At 43.1% G+C, this 13582-nt stretch carries 10 protein-coding genes; 6 read left to right on the forward strand and 4 right to left on the reverse strand.

Annotated elements, in window-relative coordinates; genetic code table 11:
• Positions 1 to 15: 15 nt before the first annotated feature.
• The 5 genes from DFO73_RS05955 to DFO73_RS05975 are packed head-to-tail and all read left to right on the forward strand — an operon-like array spanning position 16 to position 5375.
• Positions 16 to 945, forward strand: a complete 930-nt coding sequence (locus tag DFO73_RS05955; protein ID WP_110063857.1) for a nucleoside hydrolase — start codon at positions 16 to 18, stop codon at positions 943 to 945.
• Between the two features lie 25 nt (positions 946 to 970).
• Positions 971 to 1792, forward strand: a complete 822-nt coding sequence (locus DFO73_RS05960; protein WP_110063858.1) for an ABC transporter permease — start codon at positions 971 to 973, stop codon at positions 1790 to 1792.
• Positions 1793 to 1796: 4 nt separating this feature from the next.
• Positions 1797 to 2585, forward strand: a complete 789-nt coding sequence (locus DFO73_RS05965; RefSeq protein ID WP_110063859.1) for an ABC transporter permease — start codon at positions 1797 to 1799, stop codon at positions 2583 to 2585.
• Between the two features lie 12 nt (positions 2586 to 2597).
• The gene (locus DFO73_RS05970) at positions 2598 to 3653 is read left to right on the forward strand and encodes an ABC transporter ATP-binding protein (protein ID WP_110063860.1); all 1056 of its coding nucleotides are present in this window, start codon (positions 2598 to 2600) and stop codon (positions 3651 to 3653) included.
• Positions 3654 to 3665: 12 nt separating this feature from the next.
• Entirely contained in the window at positions 3666 to 5375 is a 1710-nt protein-coding gene (locus DFO73_RS05975; protein WP_110063861.1) for an adenine deaminase C-terminal domain-containing protein, read from the forward strand.
• A gap of 378 nt (positions 5376 to 5753) precedes the next feature.
• Here the strand turns inward: DFO73_RS05975 and DFO73_RS28485 are convergent, their stop codons facing one another.
• The 4 genes from DFO73_RS28485 to DFO73_RS05990 form a co-directional block, all read right to left on the reverse strand.
• A complete protein-coding gene (locus tag DFO73_RS28485; RefSeq protein ID WP_181395934.1) occupies positions 5754 to 5903 on the reverse strand; it encodes a hypothetical protein in 150 nt (49 codons plus the stop codon).
• A gap of 220 nt (positions 5904 to 6123) precedes the next feature.
• Positions 6124 to 6645, reverse strand: a complete 522-nt coding sequence (locus tag DFO73_RS05980) for a CBO0543 family protein (protein WP_110063862.1) — start codon at positions 6643 to 6645, stop codon at positions 6124 to 6126.
• A 450-nt stretch (positions 6646 to 7095) separates the two neighbouring features.
• Positions 7096 to 8700, reverse strand: coding sequence for a phosphodiester glycosidase family protein (locus DFO73_RS05985; protein WP_110063863.1), 1605 nt, complete (start codon positions 8698 to 8700; stop codon positions 7096 to 7098).
• Positions 8701 to 8965: 265 nt separating this feature from the next.
• Complete coding sequence (locus DFO73_RS05990) at positions 8966 to 10984, reverse strand: phospholipase D-like domain-containing protein (RefSeq protein WP_110063864.1); 2019 nt, start codon at positions 10982 to 10984, stop codon at positions 8966 to 8968.
• 346 nt (positions 10985 to 11330) lie between these two features.
• Here DFO73_RS05990 and DFO73_RS05995 point away from each other — a divergent pair, with 346 nt between their 5' ends.
• Entirely contained in the window at positions 11331 to 13496 is a 2166-nt protein-coding gene (locus DFO73_RS05995; RefSeq protein ID WP_110063865.1) for an SEC-C domain-containing protein, read from the forward strand.
• Positions 13497 to 13582: the final 86 nt, after the last annotated feature.

Raw genomic sequence — 13582 nt, forward strand, 5'->3', positions numbered from 1 at the left:
AAAGAGGTGTGATGAATGAAAAGGAAACTAATTCTGGATGTAGATACGGGAATTGATGATGCTATCGGAATCATCCTTGCAGTGAAAAGCCGTCAGTTTGAAATTCTTGGCATTACAACCGTAAATGGGAACGTCTCCCTTGAATCGGCAACCCAAAACACATGCAAAGTATTACACCTTTTGGATGAAGAAGATATTCCTGTGATCAAAGGTGCCAATGCCCCACTCTTGAGAAATTCCTATTTTGAACATGCGGTGCATGGACAAGATGGCCTTGGAGGCGCTTTGCTTGATGCCCCAATAAAAAAACAGCCGGATGAAGGCTTTGCCCCTGATTTTATGATTAATTCCATTTTAAGCTTTTCTGGAGAAGTGACCTTGGTACTGACAGGTCCGCTTACCAATCTGGCACTGGCTCTGAAAAAATGCCCCGAAATTGTTCATCATGTGAAAGAAGTGATTTTTATGGGCGGGGTGGTTCAGGGTCCCGGTAATGTCACTCCAACAGCCGAGTACAACGTATATGTCGATCCTGAAGCCGCGAAGCTTGTTTTGGATGCCGGCTTTGCCTCGCTTACACAGGTTGGGCTGGATGTGACGAGAAAAGCTCTTTTAACCGATGAGCATATATCTCGTATAGAAAATGGCGAATTAAGGGAGTTTGTCGATCAATCTACCGCTGATTATCGTAAACGATACTTTGAACGCAATCGTGTTTCGGGCTGTGCGATGCATGACCCGTTAGCGGTAGCGGTTGCTTTAAATAAGAATCTTGTTACGACTGAGAAGTATTATTGTGATGTGGAAATGAAAAGTGAGCTTTGTGACGGGCAGCTTGTTTGCGACATTCAGGAACGTTTGGGCAAGAGAACGAATTTGCAAGTTTGTACGACTGTATTGGTGGAAGAATTTTTTGATATGTTTCTTTCCATTGTGAACTCATAAATCTTCCGAACAGGGGTTTTTGTAGATGAAAAAAAGATACCTATACCTTCTGCTTTTACCAGGGGTGTTATTTCTAACTGTCTTTATGATTGTTCCGATCCTATTAACAATTGGTTCCACGCTTTTTGCTGAAAATACCATTACATTTGATCGCTATATTACATTTTTCCAGGATCGATATTTTATCGATATTTTACTGACAACGCTAAGGGTGAGTATCTTTACAACCCTTATCTGTATCTTCCTTGGCTTTCCGGCTGCTTATTTTGTTTCTAAGCTGAGGCCGCGGCAGAAAGCGATTCTGCTATTATTGACGATTTTTCCACTGTTAACCAGCCCGGTTGTCCGTTCTTTTAGCTGGATGATCATTATTGGGAAAAATGGTGTGTTGAACAAAGTACTGCTGGGGATGGGCCTTATTTCGGAACCGCTTGATATCTTATATACACCAACTGCTGTCGCGATTGGCCTAATTCATTTATTTTTACCATTGATCATTGTGACTCTTGTTGGGGTGATGGAAAATATCGAACATGATTTGCTCGAAGCAGCTGAAAGCTTAGGAGCTTCGCGGCTGTCGGTCTTTTTAAAAATCGTTGTCCCGCTATGTGTACCTGGTTTGATGATTGGGAGCATCCTTGTGTTTGTTGGCAGCTTTACGGCCTATACGACACCAGCACTTCTAGGAGGACAGCAACGGGTGATTTCCACTTTCCTCTATCAAAACGCGATGACGCTCAATGATTGGGAGGTAGCCTCGGTGATTGCGACGATTATGATGGTTGTAACGATTGTCATCATTGTCCTTATGAATCTGTCCGCGAAAAAATTAAATCCAAGGGGGTAGCAGGATGAAGGAAACTAGCAAGGGATTAGCTGTTTTTACCTTTATTGTTTATTTATTTTTGCTTGGGCCGTTACTTATCATTTCTTTGACTTCCTTTGAAGCAGGGAGTGTGTTAAAGTTTCCGCCCGAGGAATTTTCTTTTAGATGGTACGAAAATATTTTGGAAGTCGAAATGTTCTTAACCACCTTTAAAACATCAATCCTTGTATCATTTGCAGGCAATATCCTGGCGTTACTTATTGGTATTCCTGCAGCTTACGCACTTAGCCGGTTTGACTTCAAGGGGAAAAGCTTGCTGAATGGTATTTTTGTTTCTCCGATTATCATTCCAGGGATCGTGCTGGGCTTTACCTTTTTACGTTATATTGTCGTGGCTTATCAGCTGCCCGTTTATACCGCTTTATTTATCGGACATACGGTCATTATGCTGCCCTTTATTATTCGTGTCATTGCTTCAAGTTTATCAAACTTTGATTTTTCGATTGAAGAGGCGGCTGAAAGCCTTGGAGCAAGCAAGCTTGGAACGTTTTTTAAAATTGTGCTGCCGAATATTAAATCTGGGATTATTGCGGCTGTCATGATTGCCTTCCTTGAAAGTTTCAATAATGTAGATATTTCCGTGTTTTTAACCGGTCCGGGTGTCAGCACCTTTCCGATTCAGATGTTAGCCTATGTTGAAAACTATTTCGACCCAACGATTGCGGCGATTTCCGTATTGCTGATGATTCTTACCGCTGTTCTCATGTTTATCATCGAGAGACTGATGGGTCTGTCTTATTTTACTAACCGATAAGGAGGCAGAATGATGGCGTTATTTACGTTAGAGGATATAACCGTTGCCTATAACAAGCAAAATATATTACAAGATTTTAATTTAACCATAGAAGAAGGGCAGCTTGTCTCCTTACTTGGACCAAGCGGCTGCGGAAAGACGACAACCTTGCGATTAATTGCCGGGTTTTTGCAGGCCAGTCAAGGGAAGTTTGTTTTTAAAGGAAAAGATTATACGAAGGTACCGGTAAACAAGCGAAATTTCGGCTTTGTGTTTCAGAATTATGCGTTGTTCCCGCATATGACGATTTTTGATAATGTGGCGTTTGGACTTCGTCTTCGAAAAATGCCGAAAACGGAAATCGAAAAGCGTGTAATAAATGTCTTGGAGATTGTCAGTCTAAAAGGTTTTGAAAAAAGGTATCCAAAAGAGCTTTCCGGCGGACAGCGGCAGCGTGTGGCAATTGCAAGAGCGCTTGTGATTGAACCGGATCTCCTTTTGTTTGACGAACCATTAAGTAACCTTGATGCTAATCTTCGTGTGAATATGAGGGTGGAGATTCGCCGCATTCAGCAGGAGCTTGGAATCACCGCTGTTTATGTATCGCATGACCAAGAGGAATGTTTCTCGATTTCCGATCAGGTGGCGATTATGAACAAGGGGGTCATCGAACAGCTAAGTGACCCAGCAACGATTTATAATCAGCCCAAAACAAAATTTATCGCTGATTTCATTGGCTATAAAAACTTTATCGAATTTGATGAGCGGACAGACTCCGGCCAAACCAGCAGGCTGACAAAGTCTGGCTATCCATTTGCTGTGCCTTTAAAGGGCCATGAACCTGCAGGAAAAATTGGGGCCATTCGTCCGGATAATCTAAAGCTTGAAGAAAAGAACGGGTCTCCCATCCCGGAAAATGGTTTGCCTGGAAAGGTAAAAGTGTCAACGTATCTTGGAAGAAGCTTTCAATATGTAGTGGAAACGCCAATCGGTGATTTTACAGTAAACAAAGAAATGACGATTCCATATCATGCCGGCCAGGAGGTTATTCTCGTTATTCCAGGCGACCAGCTGGTACTGGTTGATTAGGAGGAAGCAGAAATGAAGATTGATCTCTTTGTAAGAGATGTTCACGTTTATAACAGTTATTTTAAAACGTTTCAAAAGAGGAATGCCGCCATTAAGGACGGAAAGTTCTTTTATATTGGCGATCTCGGACCTGAGTCGTTCGAATCCGGTGAGACCGTCGACGGAAAGGGAGGTTATCTGATTCCGGGTTTAATCGATATTCATTTGCACATTGAGAGCACGATGGTGTCTCCTGCAACGTTTTCCTATGGGTTAGTCAAAAACGGGGTCACTACCATTGTTCCAGAGCCGCATGAAATGGCTAATGTTTTTGGTATTTCCGGTATAAAGGAAATGATCGAAGCGAGCAGGGATTGTACCGTCGATATGTTTTATGCGATCCCAAGCTCGGTGCCAGCGACCTCGATGGAAACCACTGGGGGAGCGATAGAAATTGAGGATATTGAAGAGCTTCTGCAGTCGGGGGATGTCCATTGCCTTGGTGAAATTATGAATTATTATGAAGTAATTACCGATCCAGATTGCAAAACGAATCAGATTTTATCTTACATTAAAAAACATTACCCTGATTTAATCATTGAAGGCCATGTACCGAAATTGCTTGACTTAGATTTACAAAAAGTTCTTTTTGCCGGGGTGGATTCGGATCATACGCATCAGACCGTTGAAGGAATGGAAGCTAGAATCTCCTCTGGGATGTTTCTTGAAATCCAGGAAAAATCCATGACACAAGAGGTCATCGATTATTTAATTGTGAACGGAGTAGATGAACATTTCTGCTTTGTGACCGATGATGTCATGGCGGATAATTTTAAAAACACCGGTCATTTAAATAAGTTATTGAAAAAAGCGATGAAGATGGGTATGACACCGGAAAAAGCGATTTATGCCTGTACGTATACACCGGCGAAACGGATGAGAATGTACGACCGCGGTGTGGTTGCACCTGGAAAAATCGCAGATTTCCTTCTTGTTTCAGATCTCGAACAGTTTGAGATTGAAAAGGTCTTTAAAAATGGAAAACAGGTTTTTGACACTGCTGCTCCTTATGTTCAGGAGGAAACGGGAAAGCAGTTTCCGGAGCATTTTTATCAAAGTGTTGTACTGGACCCGCTCGTGGAAGCAGACTTTGACGTTCAGGTTGAGGTTGATCAAAACCAGTGTGAATGCCGGATTATCAATGTAGCGGATGGTTCTACTTTTACAAAGGAAAGCATTGTTGAAGTAGAGGTGATAGATGGGCAGTTATGTTGGGAAAAGAGTCCGTATGCACTGATTGCGACCTTTGAACGGTACGGTAAAAACGGCAATCGCGCGCATGGTTTGATCACTGGCGATATCTTAAAACGGGGTGCGGTGGCGACGACGTATTCTCATGATAATCACAATTTATTGGTTGTCGGCTATAATAAGGAAGATATGCTGCTGGCTGCGAATGAAGTTATCCGCAAGCAAGGCGGTATCTGCTGTGTGGACAATGGAGAAATCCTCTCCATGCTTCCGCTGCCGGTCGGGGGGATTCTTTCCGAAGAACCGCTTGAATCTGTAGGTCAGCAGGTAGAAGAACTGACCAAAGCACTCCAGTCTTTAGGCTACCAGCATTATAATGTGATTATGAGCTTAAGTACCCTTTCCCTTCCAGTTAGTCCTGCTTTAAAAATTACGGACCAAGGATTAATACAAGTCAATGAGGGGAAAATTGTCCCACTGGTCGTTCGTTGACAAAAAGAGCAGGTGCATGACGTATGCACCTGCTCTTTTCCTTTGGATTTTTTCGTGGGACAAGGGGACAGGTGCAGTGTACCAAGCTGTGCTTGAAGTGGGACAAGGGGACAGGTACAGCGTCCCAAGCCGTGTTTGATGTGTAAACGTATTGCAGAGTTAAGGTTAATAAAGTTAGTGCTTTCTAGCTTGTGTGCATGACCTACAGATACAAGAAAATCAGAAAATCGGTCCTCCATACGCATTTAGCATAAGAAGGCGAATATAAGTGATGATCCAAAAATTCAATATTAAAAAGCCAGCGAATTTAGCCGCTGACTCTCTTATTTAAAACTATTTTTTTTCAATCAAACGTTTGATTAAAATGATTTACCTTCATCATGGAAGCAAAAGGATAGCATCCGCAATCGGCCGTTCACCTGTTTGGTCAGATGGTCTTGTGACCCGTTTTGAAGATTGATCATTTTTTAAATTTGTCACTAAAAAATAGGAGAATACCAATAAAGGACCATAAAATCTCCTTTTCATCGATACCTATCCATTCACACACCCACTCTTTATTTTCCAATCTAATCCATAAACATTCAAATCACATCTAAACTATTTAATCTTTTTAATAAGGAGGCTTTAGATTGACCTTCAAAATTTCCAGCATTGGTTTAAAAGGCTTGCGGGCTAACGCGTTCAAGTTCAGGTACATGTAACAAACAAAAAAAACCAATGATTGGTCTTAAAAAGGTACATGGTTCTAACTTTGTGTAAATTCTTTTCTTTCAGTAACCATTGAGGGATTGGAAATTTTTTTATCTAAGAAACGAATGCCCTCCATGCATCCTTTAACAAGCAAGAAAGTAAAGGAAAGGACAATAAATGTAATATAGCCATTCCAGCCCTTATTGTATTTTACTAAATCGGTATTCTTTTCAAGCCAATTCTCAAAAAGCGTCATTGGTCCGCTAAAAAGGAAAACACTTAAAATGGTTTTTAACGGCTTCATTTTATAAGAAAATTGATTATACATGACACATGATAAAGGAAATAAAATGTATAAAAACACAATGTTTGAATCAAATAATTTTGGAAAATAGCGATGCGGGTATTGTAAATACTTTGTTTTTATTACTGGTCCATCAAGTATAGTAGAAACTAAAGTTTTTATAAAATAAATAAGAAACCAATCCTTCATATCACCTTTTCTTCGCAGCAAAAAAAATAGGCTTCCAGCTATACCAAATATAGTTAACAGGTTCAATATTGTTCTGTCCTTCATATATACACCTCCTATAAATAAAATATCCTTTTTTAAATATATTATCAGGGAAATCAAAATTCTTGTTTCATTTACGAGGTGCTATCCTTTAATACTGACCCTTAACTAACGGACGCTTTTCGCAGCAAGCTATGCCTTTTTCTTAATGAATGGGCCATATTCTTGATTATGAGAAGGAAATTATTTAAAGTGATCGGAATTTTTGCTGTTCAATATGGAGTGCTTGCATGAATGCTAGTTTGTCCAAATGTGTTTTAGAATATTTTTTATAGGATGAAGAAATTACTGTTATACAGTTTGCTTATGACCTAACACCCAACATACGCAATTAGCATAGGAAGGCGAGTGGTAATCCCGGTAATTAATATAAAAAATGGCCAGCGGATTTAACCGCTGGCTCTCTTCATTAAAACTGTTTACAATCAAACGTTTGATTAAATTACCTTCATCTTATGGAAGCAACAGGATCGCATCCGCAATCGGCCGTTCACCTGTTTGGTCAGATGGTCTTGTGACCAGCGTATTGCCGACTGTCATGGAAGTGGAGCCGCCTCCGTCAAGATTAAGGGCATTGACTGCACCAAGCGATTTCATGATTCTGGCGCTCTCTTCAAAGTTTGCACCGACACTTAGTCCCGGAGCCCGTCCATCTACTGTAACGAAAAGGAGGGTTCCATCCGTTTTTACTCCAGCAAGGGTTCTTGGGTTTCGGCGCTCTCCAAATCGGTAATAGAATTCAGGGTTTTCTTCCCAGTGGAACCCTTCTGCAACTGCGTTAATGGAGATTTTTCCGTTTTCCAGCAAGCGCGGGCCGCCGTTGATAATGGCTGAAGTTTGTTCTAATGGCAATGGCTGTCCATCAGCTGTTACCTCATTTTTCACCTGGATATTCTTGCCCACCTGCGCATGGGCTTCAAGCCACTGGGCTGCCTCTCCTGTTCCGGCCAGAACGGAGCCTTCCCTTGGGATTTCTCCGCCCCGCTGTGTGCGAAGCTCGATCACTTCTCCCGTCTTATCCAGCACTGCTTCAACGCCATCTCCGGCTTCTGTTTTATGGCCAAACACCGGTGAAAAATGGATGAGCTCACTTTCGTCTTTACATGTATAATCATGCTTTGGATCCTCAGTCGGTATATCTTCTCCTGTGCCTCCACAGCCCCGGATTAAGCCTGGTTTCCGATTTAATCCGTCTACTTCGCGTACTGAACCGTCAGATGATACAGCAGTCTGGGAGGAAGAAACAGAAGAAATACGTGCGTCCCTGTTTGCAGAAGGAAGAATAAGGCTTGAACGGCCGTTTACCGCTTCACTTATCAGCTTTCCGTCCATAACTGAAATCCCGGCAAGATCGCCAGTCGTTCCATCCTTGTCTCCTACTACAAAGTAGCCTCCATTAATTCCAGCTAGTGCGTTATTCCGTCCAGCCATTTCAGTGAGGGTTTCTTTCTCCTGGACCTTATCTTTTCCGAGCTCCGGTAAAATGGTTCCGTTAAATAAGTCCGGATCTACTTCAAGTACATTTACGACCCAAGGACCGGTAGTCTGCTGTCCGTCTTCACCGGTATAAACAGTACGCAGGCCTGTATAGCCCTTCCCGGCCAATTCTTGCTGAAGCTCTTTGGCAGCCTCTTCATTCTGAAACTCTCCAACCCGGACCAAGTAGCCAAGAGGACCCATTTCCTTATCGTCCATCGCCCGGTCGGCAATACGGTCGATCCGGGGATTATACCCTTCTGATTCAAGCTTTTTTGCCAAAGCTTTCGCCTGTTCACGTGTTTCGGTAAAATCAACATCTACTGTGAAAAAATCCTTTTCAGATTCTTCACCCCGAATGATTTTTGTGTATGTGACTCCTGGAACAAGGCTTTCAGTGGTTCTTTGCTCGTTTAAATAAGGCAGGCCAAGAGGCAGTGTCTCTTTCTCCGCTTGCTCTTCATACTTTTCTGCTGATTTAGCGCTGGCCGGCATCTCCGGGACAGGGCCTGCAAGCAGAACAGAGGTTAAACTGATGGATGCAATCGCAGGGATGACAACTTTTTTGAAGGATTTGTTCAATTTTTTCACTCCTTATATGTATTGGTGAAATTCAAGCTGAAATTACTTTTATATTTCCATGCTTGATTGAGCATTTACCCACAGTATAAAAAACAGGTATTAACCAGACGTTAACCAATCTTTGCAGGGGTGTTAAGGTTTATTTAGCTTTGTAAATCCGAATCGGCAGACTGCCATTTTTATAACCCATATATCTCAAAAAAAGTGCCTGATCCCCGGCTTGATGAAGCGTTTGCTCACCGGGTATCAGGCACCTTATAGTTGGTTATTGGATGGTTCCGCCTGCCTGGGTGTAGCGGGCATTAAATTCCTGAACGAATTGATTGGCAATGGCTGGATCATGAATAATCAGCATATTTTCGTCGTTTATATTGTTGCCGTTGTTGCTCCAGTTTGTGGAACCGACGATGACGGTTGGATCACTGTTTGTATCTGCATCAATAATCATCGTCTTGCTGTGCAGCTTTCGCACCTCTGCATCCTTATAGACAGGGGCGGGATTTTTCCAGCGTGTGTTGGGATTATTCACACTTGTCTGGGAGGCGGTCCTTCCCGTCATATCGATGCTTGCAGACCACCATTGATTCCAGAAATCGGAATCAAACACGCCTTTCACATCAAATCCGGTCAGGGTTCCCTCGAGGTCATTATAGGAACCTTCCCATTTGTTTTTCAGTTCATCGGCGATCGCCTGGTCACTCCAGGCGAAAATGGAAAAGTAGGTATTGAAATGTGCTTCGTTTCGAATCAGCGAAGCCATTTTGCCAATCGCATTGTCTCCGGCCGAGAAGTAGATTTCAACCTTTTTTCCATTAATATCAATCACATGGGTGGTGTTATCGGTTTTTCGGCTGCTGAAGTTGGATATCGCAGGATCAGGGTTCAAGGCAGCCGTTCCCCACATTTCATTGAATTCTGTTTCATAAATCCCTGCAAGCTCTGGCCAGTTCAATTCTACAATCTGATTTTGGTTTCCGTCCAAAATGCCCTGCTGCATATTTTCATCGGATCCATAAAGGCCGGTCACGGTGAAATTCCATGTTCCAGTAAAAACCCATCTGTCATCAATAATGGCAAATTTATTGTGCATCTGGTTTCCGGGGCTATAGTAGCTGCCCGCCGATTTGGATTCCGCATCCACGAATAAGCGGCCTGTTACATCAGAATTACCAACGGTTACGGTTACTTGATCGATATCATTGGCTGAGGAAGGGAGGCCCTTGCTTGTTCTTTTGGCGCTATCCTCAACAGCAAACATAGGGGAGTCGGAAAAAATCACGATGTCATCGGCAGTCCCCATGGCAGTATCCTGCCCGCGGGCCATTTTCTCCAAATACAGGCGCATGGTTTCAAATCGCTCTGCATAATGCGGGTCGGCTGAATCTTTGGAATCAGCGATTACGCGGACATCAACGCCCTCTGCCGCTTTCTGGATGAGTGTATCCACAACACGTGGAAGGTTAATTTCATATGTAGCAAAATCAATGCTCTTTGTTGCCGAATTCAGACGCTTGATTAAAATATCTTCGAAGTTCACATTGTAATTCGCTTCGTTTCCGGCTGAAGCATATTGAGGAAATGCGCACTTGTTAAAGTATACGTTAATCGCTCCTTCAGCTTCGGAAACATTATTGAGATGCTGTGTCCTGTCATCACATACATTGGACGATGGGGGAGGTTCTGTTGAACCATCATCAGGATCTACGGTACCGCTTCCATCCGTTCCGGTGGAATTATACGCTTTTGGTGTACCAAGTCCGCCGGTGTAGCTTTTGTTGGCTGTTGCCCAGTTTGAGGAGGAAATTCCTTCTGCAGCCGGATCGATCCGCTCCATGGTTGCTTTTGACGTATTATCGCCTGCATACCATGTGTCAACTTCATCGATGACGGTGCCTGCTGAATCCAGCAGCTGAAGATGCTCTGCGGTATTGCCAAGCGCTCCGCTGTAAATAAGGTCTGCCGGAATATCGGATACTGTCTGATCATCGGTTCTTTCCAATAAAAAATAGCCGTTTGCCGGAATCGTACCGCTTACTGCAATGGCGGGTGTCCCATCGGCAGCATGCAGCTTCCAGCCATCCAGAACAACATCTGAACCGGTGTTATTGTAAAGCTCGATCCATTCATCATTATAGCTTGCCGTTGTCCCCATCCAGGCTATTTCGTTAATGACTACACTCCCGGATCCGGCTGCATGAACAGTTGAAGCCGTGTTCTGTGTTACCGGAAAAAGAATGGAAAACAATAAAATGAATGCTGGAAAAATAGAAAACAATTTTTTCACCTGACTACCTCCTAAAAATACAAATCAAGTTAATCATAGTGTGAGATTGTTCGAGAAATATATAGAAATTGTAAATTTTTTGAAAGATGGTTCTATTTTACTGGTTTATTTTTTTGAAGTGTGGATTGACAAGCCTGAATGCCTAAATAAGCTCTGAGACTAGAAGATCTTGTATTCCACCTTTGTCTGACTGGTGTTTATCACCCTTTAATAGATTGATAACACCTTCAATGAAAGCTGCAAAAAACTCGTTATATGATCCTGACCAATTATTTAACAAAAGCACCTTCTTCTTGCTTTATCCTCTTCGTGTTACAATTTAAAAAAACGATTCGGAGGAATAGAGATGTCGATTAGGCGGAATGAGCCTTGTCCATGTGGGAGCGGCAAGAAGTATAAGCAGTGCTGTTTGAAAAAGAAGAAAGTGGTTGAACTGGGGCAGGTTAAGCAGGAACAGTTTTTTCAGATGAAGAAAAGGCTGAGTGAACGGTTAGCGGAGGAAGTGCTTGGTTTTTATTCTTTCCTGGAGTATCAGGCGCTCATGAAAGAGTTTAGGGAACGAATGGGCGTGAGCGATATAATGGACGGATATGGCCATCATTGGCTTATGTTCTTTTATCGCCATCCGGCGTTTGGCGGATTACGAGGAATCGAATGGTATAACCGGAAGAGGGGGCGGCGAGATGAGCCGGCGCTGCAGCGTATGGCGCAGGTTTGGGAGTCGCTTGTGCCGCGTTTGATTCAGCATGTCGATTTTAATGAACGAGGGGTTCTTGTGGAAGATTTATTTACACATGAACGCTTTCATATGCCGTATTGTGAAACATTACCGGAGCCGCAGCCTTGGGGAGGGGCATTTTGCCTGTTAGAAGAAAGGGATGGCGGCTATTATATGAATGGAGTGGCTGCGACCGTAGGACCGGGAAAATTGAAGGAAGCAAAAAAGCTTCTTAAAAGCCATTTGGATCAAACAGGAGACTCGTATGAAAAAGCGTCGATCGATCTTTTTCCGGAAACTACGGGTGCCTTGCTTCAGGAGGCAGAATGGTTAGTTAAAGAGGAGAGTAAATTGGTGCATACGACACTCGTGTATTCTATGACTGACGTTAATCAAGTGATGACAGTGGTTCACCAAACTGGCCGCCTGGATATGGAGGAATGGGATGGGCATAGCGGCAAGGGAAGTCTCGTAGCCAATCGCTACCGCTATGAAGATAATCTGGCAAATGGCTCTGTTTATCTAAATGAAGTCGAAGGGATCATTGAATTAGCAGGGAATCAGCTGACATTTCAGTCTATCGATCAAAGAGCCGCAGCTAAATTCCAGCAGCTATTAATGAGTATTCCGCAGGCTGATTTGATTAAAGAGGTGAAAGAAAGCCGGAAGGTGCCGGCGGGGGTTCAAGCCAGCTCCTTTAGTGTGGCACTAGAAGAAGGAGTTCCGCCTGTTTTCGCCCACTTTGCCCATCAGGCCATGCACACGAAAGACCTGCACCTGCCGCTTCCGCAGTTTAATGGAAAAGCACCGGCAGAGATGACGGAATTAAAGAAACACGCAGAACTTGAACAATGGCTTAGAGAGCTTGAATATGCGAGTTATCAGAACACGAAAAGTCAGACAAAAGAAAAATGGACAGCTGACTTTAACCAGTTAAGGAAAGCCTTGAATAGGCCGCTTTCTCCATTCACAACACTTCGGGAGGAAAGGGAATCAGCTATTGTCCGATTGGAAGATTCGGTGGAGCATACGGCCGGCTGGACAAAAGAGGACTTGGAGTTATGGGATGAAATGGGACTGCCTGTTCATGAAATCAAGAACGAATATGCACGGGATCTCTTAGATTTTTTCCAGGAAAAAGGTGCAGGGAAATCCTCTAATACCTTTTATAAATACCGTCTTGGGGTGCAGGTAATCTCTCATTTTTTTGTGGAGGAAAAGATTGAACGGACAACTGGCATACTTCCGGAGCAATGGGAAGCATTGATTGCCTATTATTATCTGGAGTTTAATCATGATGCTACGACTAATCAGGCAAAGGGATTTTTGACTGTGGTCAAAAGCTTTGCGGCTTGGCTCGACCGAAGAGAAGGGACAGCTCATGGGCCTATCGTGAAGCAGCTTGTGAAAGAATTGGAGACTCCTATATTACAGGCAATTACTATCCTTGAAGCTTATACACCTTATCACGAAAGAAGATACGAATTCAGCCACCATATGGGGCAATTTCGCCGAATAATTGAAAAAGGGGAAGTTCCTGGTCAAATAGTGAAAGGTTATTTTCGCGTAAAATCCGTTACTGCCTCGTATGTGAACTTTGTGAAGATCGATGAACCTGGCCAAGTGTTTAAAACTACCGTTCCAAAAGAAACCCTTTCACTGATACAGTCAGGGATGATTTTTTGCGGATCTTTGGCTCAAAAAACAAACTGGAAAATCTACAGCGCTGAAAGGGTTTACCCGAAACAAGCGGGTAGAGCGGTGCCAGAACGTCGGCTTCCCTCAGGCCATTAAAGGACTAAAGTGCTTTGAGAATGTGATTGGTGACGATTAAAGAGTACAGGAAGCCTAGCTGTTTGAACGGGAATATTTGTTTGGTT

This window comes from Cytobacillus oceanisediminis, from assembly GCF_003182355.1.
In the GTDB taxonomy this organism is placed as follows: domain Bacteria; phylum Bacillota; class Bacilli; order Bacillales; family Cytobacillaceae; genus Cytobacillus; species Cytobacillus oceanisediminis_A.

Coding starts and splice junctions, on each gene's coding strand:
- DFO73_RS05965 (WP_110063859.1), top strand. CDS start 1,797: ATGAAGGAAACTAGCAAGGGATTAGCTGTTTTTACCTTTATTGTTTAT.
- DFO73_RS05980 (WP_110063862.1), bottom strand. CDS start 6,645: ATGAAGGACAGAACAATATTGAACCTGTTAACTATATTTGGTATAGCT.
- DFO73_RS05975 (WP_110063861.1), top strand. CDS start 3,666: ATGAAGATTGATCTCTTTGTAAGAGATGTTCACGTTTATAACAGTTAT.
- DFO73_RS05995 (WP_110063865.1), top strand. CDS start 11,331: ATGTCGATTAGGCGGAATGAGCCTTGTCCATGTGGGAGCGGCAAGAAG.
- DFO73_RS28485 (WP_181395934.1), bottom strand. CDS start 5,903: ATGAAAAGGAGATTTTATGGTCCTTTATTGGTATTCTCCTATTTTTTA.
- DFO73_RS05970 (WP_110063860.1), top strand. CDS start 2,598: ATGGCGTTATTTACGTTAGAGGATATAACCGTTGCCTATAACAAGCAA.
- DFO73_RS05955 (WP_110063857.1), top strand. CDS start 16: ATGAAAAGGAAACTAATTCTGGATGTAGATACGGGAATTGATGATGCT.
- DFO73_RS05960 (WP_110063858.1), top strand. CDS start 971: ATGAAAAAAAGATACCTATACCTTCTGCTTTTACCAGGGGTGTTATTT.